The 21,921-nt window shown below is 36.9% G+C and carries 20 protein-coding genes and 1 riboswitch; of the genes, 9 read left to right on the top strand and 11 right to left on the bottom strand.

Features of this window, described 5'->3' with window-relative positions:
- A partial coding sequence (locus tag PHP31_05450) for a hypothetical protein (protein MDD3738720.1) occupies positions 1-304 on the top strand: 304 nt, incomplete at its 5' end.
- A 210-nt stretch (positions 305-514) separates the two neighbouring features.
- On the opposite strand, the gene PHP31_05445 is transcribed toward PHP31_05450, so the two are convergent.
- Entirely contained in the window at positions 515-2,599 is a 2,085-nt protein-coding gene (locus PHP31_05445) for a gliding motility-associated C-terminal domain-containing protein (GenBank protein MDD3738719.1), read from the bottom strand.
- 139 nt (positions 2,600-2,738) lie between these two features.
- Between PHP31_05445 and ligA the strand changes: the two genes are divergently transcribed.
- Both ligA and PHP31_05435 read left to right on the top strand, forming a co-directional pair.
- Entirely contained in the window at positions 2,739-4,811 is a 2,073-nt protein-coding gene (gene ligA / locus PHP31_05440) for an NAD-dependent DNA ligase LigA (GenBank protein MDD3738718.1), read from the top strand.
- Positions 4,812-4,891: 80 nt separating this feature from the next.
- Positions 4,892-7,117 carry a hypothetical protein gene (locus PHP31_05435; GenBank protein MDD3738717.1) on the top strand — a complete coding sequence of 742 codons (2,226 nt, stop codon included), beginning with the start codon at positions 4,892-4,894 and terminating at the stop codon, positions 7,115-7,117.
- Positions 7,118-7,531: 414 nt separating this feature from the next.
- Here PHP31_05435 and PHP31_05430 read toward each other — a convergent pair whose 3' ends face one another.
- The 4 genes from PHP31_05430 to PHP31_05415 form a co-directional block, all read right to left on the bottom strand.
- Complete coding sequence (locus PHP31_05430) at positions 7,532-8,272, bottom strand: 2-phosphosulfolactate phosphatase (protein MDD3738716.1); 741 nt, start codon at positions 8,270-8,272, stop codon at positions 7,532-7,534.
- Between the two features lies 1 nt (position 8,273).
- Positions 8,274-9,362, bottom strand: a complete 1,089-nt coding sequence (gene gcvT / locus PHP31_05425) for a glycine cleavage system aminomethyltransferase GcvT (GenBank protein ID MDD3738715.1) — start codon at positions 9,360-9,362, stop codon at positions 8,274-8,276.
- A gap of 281 nt (positions 9,363-9,643) precedes the next feature.
- Positions 9,644-11,008 (bottom strand): M28 family peptidase, encoded by a 1,365-nt coding sequence (locus tag PHP31_05420; protein MDD3738714.1) that lies wholly within the window; start codon positions 11,006-11,008, stop codon positions 9,644-9,646.
- Positions 11,009-11,019: 11 nt separating this feature from the next.
- Entirely contained in the window at positions 11,020-12,189 is a 1,170-nt protein-coding gene (locus PHP31_05415; GenBank protein MDD3738713.1) for a glycosyltransferase, read from the bottom strand.
- A gap of 126 nt (positions 12,190-12,315) precedes the next feature.
- Between PHP31_05415 and PHP31_05410 the strand changes: the two genes are divergently transcribed.
- Both PHP31_05410 and PHP31_05405 read left to right on the top strand, forming a co-directional pair.
- Entirely contained in the window at positions 12,316-12,606 is a 291-nt protein-coding gene (locus PHP31_05410; GenBank protein MDD3738712.1) for a septum formation inhibitor, read from the top strand.
- A gap of 84 nt (positions 12,607-12,690) precedes the next feature.
- On the top strand, positions 12,691-13,269 hold the full coding sequence (locus tag PHP31_05405; protein MDD3738711.1) for a DUF4468 domain-containing protein: 579 nt from the start codon (positions 12,691-12,693) through the stop codon (positions 13,267-13,269).
- A 13-nt stretch (positions 13,270-13,282) separates the two neighbouring features.
- On the opposite strand, the gene PHP31_05400 is transcribed toward PHP31_05405, so the two are convergent.
- From PHP31_05400 to PHP31_05375, 6 genes are read right to left on the bottom strand one after another with little or no spacing between them, the layout of a single operon-like run.
- Positions 13,283-13,936 (bottom strand): TenA family protein, encoded by a 654-nt coding sequence (locus PHP31_05400; GenBank protein MDD3738710.1) that lies wholly within the window; start codon positions 13,934-13,936, stop codon positions 13,283-13,285.
- Positions 13,937-13,945: 9 nt separating this feature from the next.
- Positions 13,946-14,758 carry a bifunctional hydroxymethylpyrimidine kinase/phosphomethylpyrimidine kinase gene (gene thiD, locus PHP31_05395; protein ID MDD3738709.1) on the bottom strand — a complete coding sequence of 271 codons (813 nt, stop codon included), beginning with the start codon at positions 14,756-14,758 and terminating at the stop codon, positions 13,946-13,948.
- Positions 14,755-15,777, bottom strand: a complete 1,023-nt coding sequence (thiL, locus tag PHP31_05390) for a thiamine-phosphate kinase (GenBank protein ID MDD3738708.1) — start codon at positions 15,775-15,777, stop codon at positions 14,755-14,757. Before thiL ends, thiD begins: the two co-directional genes overlap by 4 nt.
- A 9-nt stretch (positions 15,778-15,786) precedes the next feature.
- Positions 15,787-16,425, bottom strand: coding sequence for a thiamine phosphate synthase (thiE, locus tag PHP31_05385; protein MDD3738707.1), 639 nt, complete (start codon positions 16,423-16,425; stop codon positions 15,787-15,789).
- The gene (gene thiM / locus PHP31_05380; GenBank protein ID MDD3738706.1) at positions 16,418-17,209 is read right to left on the bottom strand and encodes a hydroxyethylthiazole kinase; all 792 of its coding nucleotides are present in this window, start codon (positions 17,207-17,209) and stop codon (positions 16,418-16,420) included. The genes thiE and thiM overlap by 8 nt, the downstream gene beginning before the upstream one ends.
- Before the next feature lie 28 nt (positions 17,210-17,237).
- Positions 17,238-17,945 (bottom strand): methyltransferase domain-containing protein, encoded by a 708-nt coding sequence (locus tag PHP31_05375; protein ID MDD3738705.1) that lies wholly within the window; start codon positions 17,943-17,945, stop codon positions 17,238-17,240.
- Between the two features lie 69 nt (positions 17,946-18,014).
- A riboswitch (TPP riboswitch) is annotated at positions 18,015-18,118 on the bottom strand.
- Positions 18,119-18,344: 226 nt separating this feature from the next.
- Between PHP31_05375 and PHP31_05370 the strand changes: the two genes are divergently transcribed.
- From PHP31_05370 to tnpA, 4 genes are all read left to right on the top strand, one after another.
- On the top strand, positions 18,345-19,127 hold the full coding sequence (locus tag PHP31_05370) for a hypothetical protein (GenBank protein MDD3738704.1): 783 nt from the start codon (positions 18,345-18,347) through the stop codon (positions 19,125-19,127).
- Positions 19,128-19,167: 40 nt separating this feature from the next.
- Entirely contained in the window at positions 19,168-20,625 is a 1,458-nt protein-coding gene (locus PHP31_05365; GenBank protein ID MDD3738703.1) for an MFS transporter, read from the top strand.
- 194 nt (positions 20,626-20,819) lie between these two features.
- Positions 20,820-21,350, top strand: coding sequence for a transposase (locus PHP31_05360; GenBank protein MDD3738702.1), 531 nt, complete (start codon positions 20,820-20,822; stop codon positions 21,348-21,350).
- A gap of 62 nt (positions 21,351-21,412) precedes the next feature.
- Positions 21,413-21,847: an IS200/IS605 family transposase gene (gene tnpA, locus PHP31_05355; GenBank protein ID MDD3738701.1), complete on the top strand. Its 435-nt coding sequence runs from the start codon at positions 21,413-21,415 to the stop codon at positions 21,845-21,847.
- Positions 21,848-21,921 lie beyond the last annotated feature (74 nt).

Below are 21,921 nucleotides of genomic sequence, written 5' to 3'. Positions count from 1 at the left end.
TCGTCGAGCAGGCATAACATTTTTGATGGAAAACAAACCAAAATCCGGCTTATACAATCTAGGCACAGGTAATGCCAGACCGTTTTTACATTTGGCTCAAGCTGTATTTAAAGCACTTGATATACCGGAAAATATAAACTTTATCGATACGCCGATAGATATCAGAGATAAGTATCAGTATTTCACCCAAGCCGATATGAACAAATTGATTAATGAAGCAGGCTACAAAACACCATTTACTTCCTTAGAAGATGGAGTCGCCGACTATGTTAGAAATTACCTTATGGATAGCAATTATTTGTGATTAGTGTTGCGAGTTACGTGTTACGTGTTACGGGTTCCGTGGGAGTTGCCTTTAGCCCCGAAACTTCGGGCTATTAGCCATTAGCTAAACACAGACAATGGAAATAGCCAACAGCTAAGGGCTAACAGCTAATAGCTACCCATCACTCATAACTCATAACTCGGAACTTCATACTTCCACCACCACCCACCACTCACCACTCACCACTCACTATCTAACCAACATCACCGTTCCTTTTTCTTGATATTTTATTCCTTTGGTATCGGTGAAATTTATTAAATAGATATACACATCAGACGGAGCCGGACCATCTTTTGTTTCCCCATCCCAACCCATAACATAGTTATCCGTTTCAAAAATCATGCTTCCCCATTTGTTGAATATCTGCATTGAGTACTTTTCAATACTAATATTGTTTATTACAGGTTTAAACAAGCGATTTATTCCACTTGGTTTAAATGCGTTGGGAATACTCAGTATAGTTTCCTTTACCGCGCAACTAATGTTAGATTCGGAGTAAATTATTACGGAGTCGTTGAGATTTCTATCTTCAAAAGCTATTACTTTGTAGCAATTGTTGGCTGTTGGACTTTGGGCAGATATATTATCTTCATAATAAAAAACATCAGGACCAACTTCGGCTATTGTGTCGTACTCGTTGTTGTCGTTAATTCTGATTATCATGTGCTTGGCTATCCTGCTATCCCATTCTATATATTTCGACCAGTTGAGATTTACAATATTATCGTAAGCTGAGTTACTTGTTATGTATAGCAAGATGTTCCTGCCGGTATTGTACGATTCAACAGTGTTGTTGTCGCAACTATCGGGAACAGATATTTTATAAAAATATGAAATACTGTTGACTTCTGCGGTACTATCGATAATTGAAGTGAATTGAGGAATATAGTTAGGCGAAAAGTCAATGGTGTTGACTGTAGTGTACTGACCGTTTTGGGTTGTTGATCTTTGTAGATATGCTTTTTTTGCGGTATTTTCAGGTGAATGCGAAAACGTTACAACAACCTGGTTCCCATCAACAGTTGCATTGTTTATGTAAACCAAGTCCGGCAATTCGACACCGGTGTATATTACCGACACGGCACAGCTCTCAACTTCAACGCCATTGCTGAGTTTAGCTTTTATTTTGTATGTATATATTCCATTTTTAGTCAAATTATGGCTGTCTATATAGTTTGTTGTTGTTGAAGATAAATTTGCTATTGTTTCAAAATCATTATCACCTGATTTACGTAAAACACTATATTCTACAACATTTTTAGGGCTTGCATTATAAGCGTTCCACGACATTGATACGCTGTTATCGCAGATGTTCGGCTCAACAACATCTAACACAATATTACTACGTTCGTGCATGTACGTTCCGTAGCTTTTATTTCCGCATTTATCAACCGAAACAATTGCATAGGTGTAAATGCTATCGCAGGCGTTGGCAGTTGAGTCAATAAAGGTGCAAATGGGATGTTTTACAGAGCCAATATTCAAAAAGTTGGTATTAGCCGATTTTCTTTCTATCAAGTATTCATCAACGTCGGGGTCGGGTGGAGCTTGCCAAGATATCTTTATGTTTGAGTTGTTATTTGAACCTACAACCGTAACGTAATCGTTGGTAACATTTCTTGGCGAAGTAATGTCTTTTCCTATACTTATAAAAGCATGATTTGAAGGATAACCGCAATTTTCAATTACATTATCCGACGAGTAAAAAGCGCGGTACATAATACTACTTTCTGAACAAAAAGGGTAGGTTATTGTATCGTTATAGCTAATGTTATCAGTACTTCCCGAGGTAAAAGCAATACTGTTTAGTGGTTCGAATCGTGAGTTTTCAAAACGTTCTATGTCCAATATTCCCGAAGGCATGTATTTGTACAGTTTTATATTTAAATTAGAAATACCCACATCGTTTGTGTTATGAGCGCTCAAATGTATTGTCGAGAATATAACCGAATCGGTTGAATTTTGTGTTGAGTATATAAGTTTAATATAAACAGGTTGAAAACTCGAATTAATGTTAGTAATTCGATGCCAAGCTGCTGTAGGCTCAATGTTTTGCGAATATGCAAAATTATTCGGGCTATCACCCCACCTAATTATGTACTGCGTTACAACGCCGCTACCTTTGTATTGCCAGGAAACAAGGGGGTTGCCACTATCCGTATAAATTATGCAGAAATGTATTTGGGCATTGGCATTACTAATTGTCGTTAAAGTCAATAAAGCCAACAGAAACAGTGTTATGTGCAATTTTATGTTAACAATTAGGTGTTTCATAATTACATTTAGTAGTTTTATTTATAACTTATTTGTAATAAAAATATTATTTTAACGCCGTTATTTTAGTTCCACACAAAACTATAAAATTCTTATCTTTGTTATTGGAATTATGTGGAAAAAAGTAAAATAATTTAATATGACGGTAGACGTTAAAAATGAAATAAAAAGGCTAATTGACGAAATAAACGAGCACAATTATAACTACTACGTTTTGGCTCAGCCTACAATATCCGACTACGATTTCGACCAACTGTTGGAGCGTTTGATATATTTGGAAAAACAATATCCTGAATATTTGCAACCCGATTCTCCTTCGCAAAGAGTAGGAGGGCAGGTAATAAACGAATTTAAGGCTGTTGCTCATAGTGTTCCGATGTTGTCATTATCAAACACTTACAGCAAGGAGGAGATTTTAGCTTTTGATCAACGTGTCAGACAATTATTACCTGAACAGGATATTGAATACATTTGCGAGTTGAAGTTCGACGGAGTTTCCATTAGTTTGATTTATGAGAATGGTGTTTTGGTGCAAGCAATTACGCGTGGCGACGGCGAAAAAGGCGACGATGTTACTCAAAACGTAAAAACAATAAAAAATGTGCCTTTAAAAATTAGAGGAAACGATTTTCCGTCTTCAATCATAGCCAGAGGCGAGATTATTTTGCCACATAAGGGTTTTACGCAGCTTAATATTCAAAGGGAAGAAAACGAAGAACCGCTTTTTGCTAATCCCCGAAATGCCGCAGCAGGAAGTCTTAAACTTCAAGACTCAAAAATAGTTGCAAAGCGTCCTTTGAAATCATTTATTTATAATCTGATAAGCGAGCATAGTGCGGTTTCTACGCAATTGGAAAGCATTAATACACTCAAAAATTGGGGTTTCAATACAGGCGATTATTACAGATTGTGTAAAAACATAGACCAAATATGGAAATTTATCAACGAAGCCGAGCAAAAGCGAAATTCTTTGCCTTTTGAAATTGACGGTGTTGTGATAAAAGTAAATTCTTTGCAACAGCAGATAGATTTGGGTTATACTGCAAAATCGCCGCGATGGGCTATTGCCTACAAGTTTAAAGCCGAACAAGCCGAAACCAATCTTATTTCAGTCGATTTTCAGGTAGGACGGACAGGAGTTATTACTCCGGTGGCAAACTTAAAACCTGTATCTCTTGCCGGAACAACAGTTAAAAGAGCCAGCATGCACAACGCCGATTTTATTTCAAAATTAGATGTTCACATAGGCGATTATGTTTACGTCGAGAAAGGCGGCGATATTATTCCCAAGATTGTCGGTGTAAATTTAAACAGGCGTGAACTTTTTACCGAACCGGTGCAGTTTCCGGAATACTGTCCCGAATGTAATACCAAACTTGTGAACTTGCCCGAAGAAGTCGCTATTATTTGTCCGAACTACGACGACTGTCCGCCACAAATAAAAGGGCGTTTAGAACATTTTATCAGTCGCAAGGCAATGGATATTCAAACGCTTGGAGAAGGAAAAATTGAAGTGCTGTACAATTATAACTTGCTAAACAATGTAGCCGATTTCTACGATTTGACCTACGACCAAATTCTCGGTTTGGAAAAGGTAATTACAAATCCTGAAACTCTTAAAACTAAGAAAATTAGTTTTAGAGAAAAAACAGCTCAAAATATAATTGATGCAATTCAAAAATCGAAGGAACGTCCATTTGATAAGGTTTTGTATGGTCTGGGTATTAAATATGTTGGCGAAACCAGTGCAAAACAGTTGGCTATGCATTTTTCCAATATCGACAATATTATCAATGCCGATTACGAACAACTTATGCAGGTTGAAAATGTTGGCGAAAAAGTTTCGGAATCTATAATTAATTATTTTAGTTCGCAGAGCCATATTGAAATCATAAACAGACTTAAAAAAGCGGGTTTGAAATTTGAAATAGATGAATCGGAAAAAATTACAGGAAGTATTTTTCAAGGCAAGTCAATTGTGGTTACCGGAAGTTTCGGGACTTCTCAGAACAGAAAATACCTTGAGCAACAAGTTGTAAACAACGGCGGAAAACTCACAAGTAGCGTTTCGAGCAAGACTTCGTTTATTGTCGCAGGCGAAAATATGGGACCCGAAAAGCTGAAAAGAGCTACGGAACTCAATATTCCTATAATTTCAGAAGAAAAGTTTTTAGAAATGATTAAAGGCGAAGAAACAAAAACTGATAATTAGTCAGGTTTTATTGTATAATTGTTGTTTGGTTTGTTTTTTGTGGCTCAATATATATTGCATAGTTAACGAAAAAATCAGTCATGAGCACTTCTAAAATAAATGAACAAATGTTCGACAAGATATACCGAAATTTATCTACAGGTAAGTTGAAATCGGCTATTAATCTTATTTTACAAATTTCAAATCTGCAAAACAACTACCGAATAACTTCGCAGGTTGAGCAAATTGACAGCAATTACCGAATGCTGTTGGATTATTATTTCAAAAGAGTCAACGACCCCAATCAGGATACGATATACAACAACTTTGTTGCCGAACTTTACGAAATTACCGATACCTTAATGAGAGATTATAAAATAAGTAGCGGCGATTTTATTGTTCACAAAAAACAGCACGAAGAATATTTTGAAAATCTGCTGAAAGAAGAAGCTTTGCAAAATGTTAAGGAGTATTCTTTTAACGTGCAGTTGGCAAAGCTCATCGCTGATATGGAAACCGGCGGCGACAATGAAAAAACTTTCACTTTTTTAACGCCATCTTTGTTTCGCTTGCTTTGGCAGACAGAAAAATATAAAGAAAACGACAAAAAATTGGCGCAAGCTATCAGAAAATCAGGGCATTTGCCTTGGTACGAAAAGTGCGTTACCGTTAGTGCTATTACGCTAAGCATGATTTCTTATTTCGATTCGAAGAAAGTGGAAATACTATGCGATTTTTACGACGACAGAGAAAATGAAGTCTGGCAAAGAGCACTTACTGGAATTGTTATTGCAATGCTCATGTTCGGCAACAGGTTCAAGCTATATACACAGCTCAACAACAGACTGTTGCAGTACAAAAACGACCCTTTGTTTATCAGAGATACAACTTTTTTGATAGAAAAGCTTTTAAAATCTTTGGAAACAGAAAAACTGTCGAAACAGCTTGTTGACGAGATTTTGCCTAATGTTGTAGGGCTTGAAGATAAACTAAAAGACAGTCTTAAAGATAAATTGAATTTGGAAGATTTATTCAATTCCGATAACAACGATATGAACCCCGATTGGGAAAATATTTTCGGTTCCGATTCGGATTTGATAAATCGTATGGAAAAAATGTCGGAAATGCAACTTGAAGGCAGCGATTTTTTCATGGGAACCTTTGCCCAGTTTAAGAACTATCCTTTTTTTAAGGAGATTTCCAATTGGTTTCGTCCTTTTTACAGAGAAAATCCCGAAATAAACGATGTTCCTGCCAATGTTTCCGATGATGTTAAACAAAAACTTGTGGAAAGCATCGAAAATTCGTTCTACATCTGCAATTCCGACAAATATTCATTCTATTTCAATTTGAGTTCCTTGCCGGCTGAACAGTGCAAACAAATAGTTTCTATGTTAAGTATTGAAAGTGAGCAACTAAAAGAAATTAAAGAAGACGAACAGTGGAAAGATGTTGACAATACCAAGCCATTTATTTTTTCGCAATACATTCAGGATTTATACCGATTTTTCAAGTTGCATCCGAATAAAAACGAGTTTGTAAACTTTTTTGAGATAGATTGGGTTTTGGATAGCGGAATATTAGTCGAGTTGCAGGGCGAAAACAATACTTTGTTGCACAAAGCTGCCGACTTTTTCTTCAAAAACTCATATTACGGCAAGGCATTACGCATTTTTACGGTCATCGAAAATAAAATACCACCAAACAAAGAATTATTGGAAAAAATCGGCTTTTGCTATCAGCAGTTAAACAATTTTGAAGCTGCAGTCAATTATTATATCAAGGTGGAATTGTTTGAGACTCAAAGCGTTTGGACTATAAACAAAATTGTATATTGCTACAATGTTTTAGGAAATTATGCCGAAGCTCTCAATTGGTCGAAAAAAGCTCTAATGCTGCAACCCGAAAACCCTGATGTGTTGATACAATTGGCTATTTCATACAGCGACAATAAAATGTATTCCGATGCTATTGATACATACTATAAAGTACTTGCACAGCAACCTGAGAACAAAAACGTTTTAAGAGCCATTGCAAGGTGTTCAATTAGCATGGGCGGCGATTCGTTGGCAACGGCACGTGATATATTTTTCAATCTGAAAGATGACGACGCCAAACAAAGCGATATCGTTTATTACATCATTTTAAAATGGATTACAACTGATGTGTTTCCCGCAATCGACGAACTTAAAGCCAACATAAAGAACAACGGCATCTCCGTAAAGGAAACACTAATAACTCTAAACAAGGAAAAGCAATTTATCTTAGATAACAATATTTCGGAAGAAGAGTGGAACTTTTTTACGGATTATATGCTTTATATGTAGTGGTTGGTGATTGGTGGTGAGTGGTCGGTGGTCGGTGGTCGGTGGTGAGTGATTCGACATTTTCGGTCATTTCAACCATTTTCGGTCATTGCAATATTTTCGGTTGCTGAGTGCGGTCTTCGATAAACTCAGACACCGTAGCAATCGAAGCACGAAAATATTGGCACTCATTGTCTTCATCACTTCGGCATTTCGATACGCCTTCGGCATTTTCGGTCATTGAGCTTGTCGAAATGCCGAAAATGTTAGTATAGATGTTTTTCGGGACTTCGACACTTCGACAGGCTCAGTGAGCGAAGTCCCGCACCCCGCACCCCGCAACAGCTAACGGCTAACAGCTAACAGCTAACAGCCACCCATCACTCCCGAATACTCGGGACAAGCCATCACTTATCATCCATCACTCATCACTCATCACCCACCACCATTCACTAGTCTCCCGTCTCCTGTCAGCACAGGAACAGACTTAGAAACATCTATTTTAAGACAATATTCCAAATCCGAAAGCAAATTGCGTTTGTACAACCTTTCGTAGTGATTACCTTTTTTAATCAGTTTTTCAAAGTTGTGTTTATTGCTTTTCCACAATTCGTAAGCCATATTAGCCGAATCGTTTTTGATAAAAACTTCGTTAGGTTTAGTGTTTTCCTTAATTTTATCAATAATAGCGCCGGCACATAAGGTGTCCTCAATGCAAGGATTGTTCTCCCATCCCGAGCATATTATACCAAGTTCCGAAACTTTTTCATTGATAATGAAATCTACGACAGCCGATAGGTTATTGAAACATGCAGTAATTACTTTTTTATTATTGCGTGCGGCTTCAATAGCTCTTGTGCCGTTGGTAGTAGAGTAGGCGATAGTTTTTCCTTTAAAATCGTGTTTTAAATACTCGGTAGGCGAGTTTCCGAAGTCGGCGAAAGGCAATTTATCGCCACCTCTTTCGGCTGCAATAAGTAAGTCGGGATTAGTTCTATGTTTGAGCAAATCGTCAATTTCGGCAGTCGGAATAATACTTTCCAACCCGACGTCGAATAAAACCGAAAACGAAGACGTGGCTCTATATACGTCAATAATGACAGCAAGCGTATTTTTATAATTGCTTTTGTTGTGTTTATACAGGTCTGGCGATAAAAATACGCTTGCTTCAATCATCTTATCCTTTGTAGAATGGAAGTTTAACAATAACAGCTTCCAAAGGTTTATTTCTAACCAAGATATAAATCTTGTTTCCTTCTTTTGCGTGTTCGGAAGCTACGTAAGCCATTCCAATAGGTTTTTTAACCGAAGGACCCATAGTTCCTGAAGTAACTCTACCGATTTTGTTATTGTTGGCATCAACAACGTCGTATCCTTGACGTGGAATACCTTTGTCGATAAGTTCAAAACCTACAAGTTTTTCTTTTGTACCTTCGGTTTTATCTTTAAGCAATTGTTCTCTGTTGATAAAGTTTTTGTATTCGGGGAATTTAGTAATCCAGCTTAATCCGGCGGCAATAGGCGATGTTGTTTCGTCGATATCATTGCCGTACAAGCAGAAACCCATTTCTAAGCGTAGAGTGTCGCGTGCAGCCAAACCAATTGGTTTAATGCCGTATTCTTTACCGGCTTCCATAACAGCTGAGTAGATTTTATGAGCATCTTCATTTGCAAAATAAATTTCGCAACCGCCTGAACCTGTGTAACCTGTAATAGAAAAAATTACGTCTTTAACACCTGCAAAATTTAATTTTTTGAAAGTGTAGTATTTCATGTCCTCAATTGGAGTGTCGGTAAGTTTTTGCATAGCTTTAAGTGCAAGCGGACCTTGAACAGCAAGTTGCGAAATTTCGTCGCTAGCGTTGTATAAAACTGCGTTATGTTTGTTGTTTTCAACAAGCCAATTCCAATCTTTTTCCATGTTCGAAGCGTTTACAACAAGCAAATATGTTTCGGCGTCTATTCTGTAAGTCAAAAAATCATCGACTATACCGCCCGTTTTGTTTGGGAAGTAAGCGTACTGAATTTTTCCGTCTGTAAGTTTCGAAACGTCGTTGCTGGTAACGTATTGCAAAAATTCCAATGCATTTGGACCTTTTACCCAAATTTCGCCCATGTGGCTGACGTCAAAAACGCCTAATTTTGTACGTACTGTTTCGTGTTCATCGTTTATACCTGTAAATTGAATAGGCATGTAATAACCTGCAAATTCAACCATTTTAGCTCCGTTGCTTTCGTGAACCTTTGATAATGCTGTGTATTTCATAAGTTTTTATTATTTTATTTTGTTATTCTATGTGTTTTCTTATTGTGCAAAATTAACTATATATTTGATATTTACAGCTATTGTGCTTAAAATTTATTATTGTTGTATGGTAGATGTGATTTTAGCTGTTAGCTGTTGGCTGTTGGCTGTTGGCTGTTGGCTGTTGGCAAAGTTTGTTTAATGGCTAAAGGCTAATAGCCAAAAGCTAAAGGCTACCGTAACCCGCACCCCAACAGCACCTTTGTGATTAAAGATATTCATCAGGCAGTAATGAAAATTTATTACTCTTTCGTTTCCGAAAATTTAATGGCTCTGTCTCTTTCAGCAATACGCAAAAACTGACGTGTATATTGCAAGACTTTTGCCATACCTTCGTAATTAATCAAATGCTCGTCGTCGGTGGGTTGGTGATATTGCTCGTGCAGACCTGTGGTTATAAAAGCAACAGGAATTTCATTGCTGTAAAACGAAAAGTGGTCTGACATTGGCGGTGAGTTTTTTCTTCTTATCACGCCAAAATCATCACAACTTATTTTATCCAAAATATTATTCCAGCTTTCGGCACTTCCCGTTCCAAACACTTGAATACTGTCGCCTAAAACTCCCAAACGCCCAACCATATCAATATTGAGCATATAATATATGCTGTCATTGTTAATGTATTTATTATTGCAGAAGTATTTCGAACCCCAAAGACCTTTTTCTTCTGCATCAAAAGCAACAAACAGGTAGTTGTAGTTAATGCTTTCGTTGTAGAGCATCCATTCGGCAAGCTGCAGCATAAGAGCTACGCCCGAAGCATTGTCGTCGGCTCCGTTGAAAACTTCTTCTCTGTTGGAATTAATGGATAGTTTCACTCCCAAATGATCGTAATGTGCACCTATGACTACGGTTTTGTCGGAATTATTATCAATTTTTCCTATGACATTTGTTGGCGTTGTAGTTGTTCGTTCAACATTTGTGGTCAGTGAAATCTTTGTATTCCTCCAACGTCTGATTTTTGAGTAAGACGATTTTTTTATAAAAATCACAGGAATATCAACCGTATCGGTAAATGTAGAACCAAATAATAACAACACGTTAGGTTTATCCGATGTGTTGTACATAATTATACCAGCTGCACCTTTATCAGCTATTGTTTTAACCGTTTCGGTAATGGTATCTATAAGGTCAAAATCATTGTCAATATCTTTGTAATTAGCTAAGTCGAGTAAAATAATCTTATTCAGAAACTCGGTCTCACTTCTTTTATTCAACGAATTTAGTTGTCTGCATTTTAGTTCAAGAGCAGTGCCGACAGCTGTGCCGCTACCCGAAAAGTCTGTAATCCAAAAATCTTCTTTATACTTAAACTCTCTTTTATTGACTGTTAATTTCGCATCTTCAAAAATAACCGGAAAGTGTAAGTTAAATTGCTGATAAAATCCGTTTTTGGAATCGTATGGTTTAAGACCGATTTCTTTCATTCGCTTAGCTATGTAGTCGGCTGCTATTTCAGCTTGCTTGGTTCCCGATTCACGACCTAAAAGAGATGAGTCGGTTAAGAACAGAATATCTTTTCGCATTTGTTCTATAGACGTCTGACCGGTAGCCAGATGAGCAACAAAAAGTAGTAGTATAAAAGTCGTAGTTTTAATTCTTATCATATCAATTTTGATTAATTAATCTTACTGTAAAGATTTTCGAGTGATTTTTTAACAGCCGCTTGACTAAAAATTTTGTCGGCTTGGTTTCGTATTTTATTTGAATCGTATTTTGAATAATTGAGCATAATTTCTTGCATTGCGTTTTTAAGTTGCTCCTCGTTGCCTCTATCGACCAAAATTCCGTTGCTTTCGCTAACAAATTCGGGGATACCGCCAACTTTGGTAGCAATAACCGGAAGACCGCAAGCAAACGCTTCGGAAATAACGACAGGCATATTTTCGTAGTTGGAAAACAAAATTAAAGCGTTTGCTTTTCGAAATTCCTCAACCAAATCTTTTCCTTCTAAAAGTCCGGTAAACTTAATAGTGCCGGCTTTAAAAGGCATATTAGCAGCTTGTTGTTTCATAACTTCAAAGTCAACACCATCGCCGACCAGAACGAGTTCAAAATTAGATACTTCTTCCGAAAGTTTTAATGTAGCTTTTAGCAAACCGCTAATGTTTTTAGACCTGTCTTCAAAACACGAAACGTGCAAAAATCTGAAAACGTCCGATTTGTTATTGTGTCTGAGTGTAAACAAATCAAAATCGACCACGTTTGGCAATAGAAAGTAATTATCGTTCAACAACTTATGGCTTTTCATTGCATTTTCAAGGTTTTTGCTAACCGTACTAACCGCCGATGCTTTTTTTACAACACGTTTCGTAGCAATTTTTCTGAAAAAACCTTTGTAAGTATTGGTAATAGGCAAGTACCTCGACCAATGTTCGGTTATCACGTATGGAATCTTCTTAAATATGCGTAAACATTCGGCTAATATTCCCATACGTGTTAAAATATTGACGTGAGTTAGAGTAGGTTTGCCTATGTTTTTAACAACGAGTTTGTAAGCAATACGAAATGCCTTAATAAACCTGTATGCCTTAATGGGAAGGCAAAGCAATTTCACACCTTCTACATCGGGGTAGTAAACCCTAACAACGTGGCAATTGTTTTCGATGTCGTTGGTTACAGTCCATTTCTTCTGACCGTCTTTCAGTTCGTGCAAATAAATTACCGAAACATTACCTATTTGGCATGCAACTTCGGCATGACGCTGCACAAACAAACCGAACATTGAGTCGAATTTGTGCGGATACCACCTCGTCAAAAATAATATATGTAAATCCTTGTTTTTCATTTAAAGGAGCAAAGTTACAACTATTTGGGAAACGTGAGCTAAATTTTTTTATTATGGCTATATTGTGTGAACAAATATTGTTAATTTTGCATTGTGGGAAAACTAAAAACAAAAAAAATATTCAAAGTGCTTAAAAACAAATACTTCATTGTAAGTCTTTTGTTTTTGGTGTGGATATTGTTTTTAGATAGCAGTAATATTTTTTACCAGATTGGTCTCCGAAAAGAGTTGCGAGATTTAAAGCGAGAAAAGCAATTTTACCAATCGGAAATTGCCAAAGATAGCACCATTTACAACGAACTGTTGAACGATACTTCAGTTTTTGAAAAATATGCAAGAGAGCATTTTTGGTTGAAGAGAAAAGGTGAAGACCTTTTCATTGTTATGGACAAGGAAAATAATTCGGAAAAGAAATAAATAGACTCGCATTTAACGGCACGAATTTTGCACCAATGTTTATGTCTTGAAATAAACGAAACTTTTTAACTATAATTTATTTTTATGAATTTTAAATTAAGCTTATTAACAATTGTAGCTGTGATGTTTTGTACATCGGCTTTTTCACAAAATAATCCCAAAAACCAAAGACAAGGAACAAACAAATCTGCCGAAATAGTACCTATTGATAAAACTACAAACAAAATCCAATATCGTGAGGTGGTTAGTATGCAGGGTACGCAGGAAGTGCTTTTTAACAGAGCCATTGAGTGGATTAATACAGAATACAAAAATCCTGTCGCTGTCACAAGAGTCAGGAATCCGCATACGGGGATTATTGATATTATTCACCGCATTGAAGTGAAAAAGGAAGTCGATAAGGTCGAAAAAACCGTTGGTGTAGTCGATTATTTCTTAAAACTTGAATTGAAAGAAAATCGCTATCGTTACACAATAAACGATTTCATACTAAGGGGAGTTTCTCGTTATCCTATTGAAAATTGGTTGGATACAAGTGCCAGAGACTATTCTCCCGATATGGCTGATTATCTTAAACAAGTAGATGAATTTTGCAAAGGTCTTATAAGCAGACTAAAAGAAGGTATGCAACCCCAAGTTGTTCCTGTTGAAGAAGAATGGTAAACCTGCGGTTGACTTAGCTTTTTGAAACGCTTTCGTCAAAAAATGCTAATTCGTATAAGCACGAAGTTCGCATCATTTCCAACATGTTTTTTCTGATTTTTTTATCGGATTTATCAGCCAATTCATCGCATATTTGCAAGAATTGCATAGTGTAGTTGTAGTACAAATCGCTTTTGTACGTATTAATCCATTCCTGATAAATATTATCTTTTACGTTTGATTTTGGAAAATTTTCACCAATGTAAGTATAAACCCAAAAGCAGGGTAGTAGTACCGCACATGCTTCGGGATACGCAGCATTTTTCGATTGCAAAAGCAAGTGCTCGGTGTATTGACTTATTGCCTCGCTTTTGACCGTTGTAGCTTTTACATCGTATAGTTTGTAATATTGCTCATGTAAAGCTTTTTCCATTTCAATACTATCGGTAGCTAATTCGGCGAAGAAACGTTTGTAATCTTCGTTTGTGCTTCTATCTGATAGGTTTTGCAACGAAACGGCATCGTCAATTAAGTACAAAGCATCTTGCTGAAGGTAGTGTTTAAAAGCATTGAGCGACAATTTTTGTTCCGAAAGTCCAATAATAAAATCATGCGACACTATTGTGCTAAAAATATCTTTTAGTTCGTTCCACATTGCGTTGATGTGCGGCAGGTGTTGCAAAATCATAACACAAAATTATTTATTAAGGATTTCAAAGAAATGATTTATAGGACCGTGTCCGTTACCGATTTTATAATCTTTGCCTTCAAATATTGCCTTTTGTATGTACTGATGAGCGTTTTCAACAGCAACATTGATGTCGTCGTGTTTAGCCCAAAAAGCAGCAATAGCGGAAGATAGGCTGCAACCTGTCCCGTGCGTGTTCACTGTTTTAACGCGTTTGCCATGCAATATTTTTGATGATTTTGTGGGAAGATGATAAAATATATCGTAAAACGAATCGCCGTCCAAATGTCCGGCTTTAAGATAAACCGACAAGTTGAATTTTTCCGCCAATTCTTTTACTGTGTCTGGAAACTCCTCTTGACTTGTTATTTTTCTGCCAAGCAGCAGTTCAGCTTCTGGAATGTTGGGTGTAATAAGATGACATAGCGGAAACAGTTGCTCTATAAGTGTTTGTATTGCAGCATCTTCCAATAATTTATGTCCAGATGTTGATACCATTACAGGGTCGAGAACAATTTTGTTTATGTCGTACTTGCTAAGAGCTCTTTTAACTGCGACGGTAGTTTCGCTATTGTTAAGCATTCCGATTTTAACGCTATCGGTTCCAATATCGTCAATAACGACTTGTATTTGTTTTTCAACGATTTCGGGTGGAATGGCGTGTATTGCAAAAACGCCTTCGGTATTTTGTGCCGTGATAGCTGTAATAGCCGATGTGGCAAAGCAGCCGCATGCAGAAATGGTTTTTATGTCGGCTTGTATGCCGGCTCCACCTCCCGAATCGCTGCCGGCAATGGTTAATGTACGTTTATAGGTTTTCATTTGTTTGTTGTTTTAAAATGGTCGAATCCGCCGTAACTTGCGGTTAGACGTTTATTATTGTAAAAATACAAAACTTCAGGAATTTCGCCTTCGGCTCTGACTGTACCTATAGGAAATATTGGTCTGCCGAACTTGTTTAGATACTCAAAACTCAATTCATTAAAGTAATCTTTATCAACAGTAAACAACAGTTCGTAGTCTTCTCCGCCTGAAATAGCAAACTCCAAAGGATTTTTATCCGTTTGTTGGCAATAGTTTTGCAACTTTTCACTCAAAGGAATTTTTTCAGTATCAATATTAATACTGACTTTCGATGCCTTACTAATATGTTTTAAGTCGGAGCCGATACCGTCCGAAATATCCATCATGGCGTGTACTTGTGAGAAAGAGCTTAAAAACCTACCTTCATCAACGCGAGCAATAGGCAAATGATGTGCTTTTACGAGTTCGGCGTATTGTTCCTGCATTTTTTTGTCTTTATACAGCAACGAAAGTCCTGCGGCTGAATCTCCCAAAAATCCCGTTACACACACAATATCACCGCCTTGTGCACTGTGTCTGTACTTTATGCGTTTATTTTCAACTTTACCAATAACACAAACATTAATAGTAAGCTCGTTTGGTGATTTGGTCGTGTCGCCACCCATAAGCGGGACTTTATATTCGTTTGATGTCAACAAATAACCTTCGGTAAACTGTTGTACGTACTCCAAACTTGTATTTTTGTTTATTGCAACAGACAAAAATGATGCAACAGGTACGGCTCCCATTGCGGCAATATCGCTCAAATTTACAATCAGCGATTTTTGTCCTAATTCCTGCGGAGAAATCTTGTCGCTTATGAAATGAATTTTTTCCACAAGCATATCGGTTGTAACAACAAAACTGTAATCGTCGTCAATGCGAATAACAGCAGCATCGTCGCCTATACCCAAGTTGTTTTTGTCAAGCAAGTGATTAAACTTGTCGGCAAAGGTCTCAATCAACCCAAATTCTCCAATTTTGTTTATATCTGACATTGTAAAAAATTAAGTTAACTTGTTCAAATTCACTGTTTCTAACAATTGCTTAGCAGCCAATTGCGGACTGTCAGCCGAAACAATTGCCGAAACTACGGCTACACCCGAAGCACCGGCTTTGATGATACTTCCGGCATTGCTCATATTCATTCCACCAATAGCCACAATTGGATGCTTTGATACGGCAGCAATTTCTTTCAATCCTTCTATCCTTAGTTCAGGTGCGGTATCAGTTTTGGTAGAAGTATTGAAAATCGGCGAAGCGGCTACATAATCAACATCTAAATGGTTGGCGATTTCAGTTTGTTCAACATTTTCTACCGAAAGTCCGATTATTTTACCTTTTGGCATGTGTTTTCTGATGATTTCTACAGGCAAATCGTGTTGTCCAACGTGGATTCCGTCCGCATCGACTGCCAAAGCAATATCCAATCGGTCGTTAATAATTAGCGGAACGCCGTATTTTGAAAGCATTTGCTTAAATTGGATTGCCAACTTGTAAAATTGCATAGTAGAAATGTCTTTTTCTCTAAGTTGTACTATCGTAACGCCACCAATTACAGCGTCTTCCACAACTTCTAAAAGATTTCTGCCTTTTGTAAGTCCGCTATCGGTTACCAAATATAAGCTGTAATCAATTTTATTCATTTCTAATTTTAAGCAAACTGTTTAAATCCATTTTGTTGAGATTGTGCAGAGTGTCAAGGAAAATCAACTGCAATGAACCGGGACCTTCCGATTTTTTAGCTGCGAGTTCTCCTGCAACGCCCATGACAGCCATACCTGCTACGCCTGCATCAAAAGGATTTTTTAATGTGCCTGCAAATGCGGCAACAATAGCTGTAGCCGTGCATCCCATACCTGTAACTTTTATCATCATTGGCGAACCGTTTTCAATGAAAGCACTTTTCGAGCCGTCTGTTATATAGTCGGTTTCGCCGCTTACAACAACTACGGTATTTAAATCATTAGCCAAGTCTTTCGCCGATGAAACAACATTGTCAACCGCTATTGTGCTATCGACGCCTTTGGTTTTTACGTTGCTTTTTACCAACGATAGTATTTCGGAAGCATTACCTCTAACTATGTTGGGTTTGCATTCTTGCAAAATTGTTTTTGCAACTTCGTTTCTGTAGCTTGTTGCACCAACACCGACAGGGTCGAAAATGATGGGAATATTGTTTTCTTTTGCTGCAATTCCTGCTTTTATCATGGCTTGCACCCAGTGCGGACTTAGTGTGCCAATGTTAATAACCAAAGCCGATGATATTTTTACCATTTCTTCAACCTCTTCAGCAGCGTGAGCCATCACAGGCGATGCACCTATTGAGAGTAAAGCGTTTGCCGTGTTATTCATGGTAACATAATTTGTGATATTATGTACCAACGGCGATTTTTCTTGCAATTGCGATAAAACTTTATTTAAATCCATTTTAAAATATTTTAATACGTTAATTAATTTATTTCTTTGTAGCACAAACAGCGACGTAGTCGCCTTTTGTGTAGCCCTCTATAGGAGTTTCAGCTTCAATATTCGAGTAAATCGGGTGATTGGTCAGCGTTTGAGCAAATTGGAAGTCGGAAAACCCTGTTTTTTTAAGAAGTTCAACTATTTCGTCTGTTGTACGCCAATGAGCCAGCTTCACAAACTCAATAGGATAGGGCGATGGCGGAAAAACGCCTTGTAAAAGTTCGTTATCCCATGTATTAGCGAGTTTTGCCAAGTTATACATAATTCCAAAGGAACTTTCTTTCGGAACATCAATTAAGATTACTTTGCCGCCATGCTTCAACGCTTTGTGCGCCTTTATTAAAGAAGTTTCTAAATTTGAAATATGGCTTGGCGTACCGTTGTACAAGATAGTGTCGTATTCGTTGATGCCCATGTCGGCATCTTCGGCTGTGTTGTTAACAACGTTTAAGCCCCTTTTTCTTGCTATTTCTGCCATTCCTACCGAAGGTTCAATACCGTTTTCGATAATAATATTGAAATCTTTTTTTAGTATAGTCTCAAACAAGCCGCTACCGCATCCTACCGATAAAATTTTACCTGCATCTTTTAAAAAGTGAGCCACTAATCTAACTTCCGATGTTAGTAAGTTCATGTTTTTCAAAAACCAAGTATCGTATTCAGATGCGAATTGGTCAAAATAATTTTGTTTTGTCATGCTCATATTTTTTGCAATAAAAAAAGACGTTTCTCTTTTATTAGGAGAAACGTCTATGTGTGTATTATGTTAAAAAACCATCCATTTTCCTACGTTGAAATTACTCAATCAGGTACAAGGGTTTGTTTCTCAGCATAGTACTTAAATAGCACTTAGCTCCCCTAATAGACTTGACAAAAGTAATAATTATTTAATATTAAGTATTTGTTTTTCACATATTTTTAACTGAATGTTGTAATTTCTTAAAAATCAACATTATGCACATTGAGAAAATTTTTTCTAAAATTTTTTTCAATGATTGAGTTTTTTATAAAAAAAAATTAAATTTGTCGCATTATTATCACCAACAAGTGTGATTATTGATAGTTCAAATTATTTTCGTTGAAAACCTGTAATATTATGAAGAGCAAAATTATTACTGTTGCGATACTACTTGCGTTTACTGTCGGTTTGCGAGCACAAGAAACGCAAAGCAATTCCGAGACTGCAAAAACCAAATCGAATTGGATGGTTATTGGTAATGCCAAATACGTAACACAGCATTATTGGCGTGGACTTGGTGTTGGTCCTTTGTTCGGTGATGCTCCATCGTTTGAGCCAAGTATAACTTTTACTAATGGAAAATTTATTGTAGGAGTTTCTACAGGAGCTTCTTTCGATAACGTTTACAAAGCCATGATACCTTGGGTTTTTTATTCGCCTGTTAAGGGATTGAAAATTGGGATAACTGATATTTATTCGCCGGGGACAAAATTTTGGGATACAGATATCACAGATTTTGGTCTTACAACATCAAAACACTTTATTGATGCGTCCATCGATTACACTTTCCCGTTTAATTTGGGTTTTAAATGGGCTACGCTTGTTGCCGGTTTCGACCCAAGACCTACAGATACCATTAATCATAAACGAAATTTTACCACATACATAGAAGCCAATTACAGCTACACTTTCAATCGTATTACAGCATCTGCGGCTGTTGCAGTAACACCTTGGACTGGGTTGTACAACAAAACTAAATCGGGAGTTAATAATATTGAAGCAACTGTAAAATATACAGTTCCGTTGTACGGAAAATCATCATTGCCGATATGGGCGACAGCTGGATATAATCCTTTAGACGATTATTTCCAATTTCTTATTGGAGCTTCCATTGTGCTACCTTATAATTTGAAAAAATAGAACATTTTAATTAAACATAAATCCTTAAAACGTATTAAACATGAATAGTACAACAACTTACAAAGGAACAGATAAAGTGCTTATAGGCTTTATCCTTGCAGTTTTAACATTTTGGCTTTTTGCCAATTCTATGATGAATGTATCGCCGGTGATGACCGAAGCACTTGGCATGGACGCCAACACTATGAATATTGCCGTGTCGTTGGCAGCACTTTTTTCGGGGATTTTTATCGTCGTAATAGGCGGTTTAGCCGATAGTATTGGACGCGTAAAAACCTTCAAAATTGGTTTATATTTAGCAATTTTAGGCTCACTTTTGGTTGGCTTGTCGCCTAGTGGAAGTCTTGCAGTGCCTATGTTGCTTATAGGACGTGCTTTACAAGGACTCTCTGCAGCTTTTGTTATGCCTACAAGTTTGGGTATGATTAAAATTTTCTGGGAAGGAAAAGAGCGTCAGCGTGCTATTAGTTTATGGTCTATAGGTACATTCGGTGGTTCAGGATTAAGCTCGCTTACAGGCGGAATTATAGCTTCGAGCTTAGGTTGGAGATGGATTTTCTTTTTCGCAATAATCGTAGCGATTATTGCCTTGATTTTAACCAAAGAACTTCCGGAAAACCGCCGCGAAGGAGCAGGTAAATACAAAATAGACTGGGGAGGAATTATTGTGTTTATGATTGCAATGATTGCATTGCAAATTTTTATCACTAACGGAAATAAATTCGGTTGGACAAGTTGGATTACTATTGTTTTACTAGCTATTACAATAGTATTTGGTTATATATTTATTAGAATTGAAAATAAAGTGCCTTACGCTTTTGTCGATTTTGGATTATTTAAAAACAAAATATTTACAGGTGCAACTTTGGCAAACTTTTTCATTAACGGAACTGCTGGTTTGCTTATAGTTTCGCTAACATTGATGCAACGTGGAGCACAGTTTACCGCAATGGAAGCCGGATTGCTTACACTTGGTTTTGCTCTTGCCGTAATTTTGTTTATTCGTGTGGGTGAAAAATTATTGCAAAGATTTGGTGCTAAAAAGCCGATTATTTGGGGAGCATTAATTATTAGTGCCGCTATTATATTGCTAATGCAGACCCAGATAATGACCGGACAATATGTAGTGTTGGCTATTATTGCTTATTCGCTTTTCGGATTGGGCTTGGCTTTCTTCGCAACACCTGCCACCGATGCAGCTTTATCTAACTTGCCCGACAGTCAGGCTGGTAGCGGTGCCGGTATTTTCAAGATGGCATCATCACTTGGAACAAGCTTTGGAGTAGCCATAGCAGCCGGAATATACACAGCAGTAGTATCCAGAACCGAACCTATAGCATGGTTAGGCAAAATAATACCATTCGTAGGAAGACAAGATAATGTGCTTGTTCGCCAAGGAGCAATGTTAGGATTGGCTTTCTGTCTGCTATTAGCTATTTTGGTTATTATAACGGTAGTAGCAATGATACCCGACAAGAAAAAAGCGGTGGAGGAATAGGGATTTATCAACCATCATTAGCCACGTCTTTAAAGGCGTGGCTAATGATACAGATAATAATTTGTAATTATTAATAGCCATGCCTTGAAAGTAATTCTCGCTTGCAGGCTTTGCAAAAGCCTGCAAGCGAAAGATTTTTTTCGCTCGCACGCTTTTGCAAAGCGTGCGTATCTACTAATACAAAATATATAAAAATGAGCAGTAGGTATAAATTTCATAATCCTGAAGGTATTTACTTTACAACTTTTGCAGTTAAAGGATGGATAGATGTTTTTACTCGTGTCGAATATAAAAACATACTTTTAGAAAACTTAAAATATTGTCAACAAAACAAAGGTTTGGAAATATTTGCTTGGTGCATTATGACTAATCATATTCATATGATTATTCGCGCAAAAGAAGGATTTTTGTTGCAAGATATACTTCGTGATTATAAAAAACATACAAGCAAAGTTTTGGTTAAAGCAATTGAGGAAAATATTAAGGAAAGTAGAAAGGATATGCTTTTAAAACAATTCATTACACCTCAAGGAATTCGTTTTTGGCAAAAAGATAATAAGCCAATTGAGTTGTGGAGTAATGCGGTTATTACACAGAAGCTAAATTATATACACCAAAATCCAGTGAAAGGAGGTATTGTTTATAGAGCGGAAGACTACATACACAGTAGTGCTTTAGATTATGCTGGAGGGAAAGGGATTTTGGACATAATACTTATAGAATAAAAATGTCGCACGCTTTATAAAAGCGCGCGAGCGGGGGAAATGGAATCAAAATTTATGATATAATGTCTTTCGTTAGAATTTATGTTCATTTGGTTTGGGCAACTCGTGAAAGGTACCCGTTTTTGTATTCGCCGGAATTGCGATTGAAAGTCTGGAAACATATCAAAGGGAACGCTGAAGATAAAGGCATTTTTGTTGATGTGGTTAACGGATATTCCGATCATTGCCATTGCTTAGTATCATTATCGGCTAACCAAACTATTAGCAAAGTAGCTAATTTAATAAAAGGAGAATCTTCCCGTTGGATAAACCAGAATGAATTAATTGATGAAAAATTTGAATGGCAAGATAAATATTTTGCGGTTTCGGTTTCTGAGTCAATGATTGATAAAGTAAGAAATTATATCATCAAACAAGAAAGTCATCATAAAAGACAAACCTTTACCGATGAATATAATGACCTAATAGAGGGCTATAATTTTAAAACTGAAAAATAGATAATTTTGTGCTAAAGCTTAATAAAAAATATCAATTGCCGTGTCTTTCAAGGCACGGCAATTGAATAAATATA

This window comes from Lentimicrobiaceae bacterium, assembly GCA_028697555.1.
Taxonomy (GTDB): domain Bacteria; phylum Bacteroidota; class Bacteroidia; order Bacteroidales; family UBA4417; genus UBA4417.
Note: the sequence above shows the minus strand (reverse complement) of the source record. Positions and strands in the feature narration are given on the sequence as shown.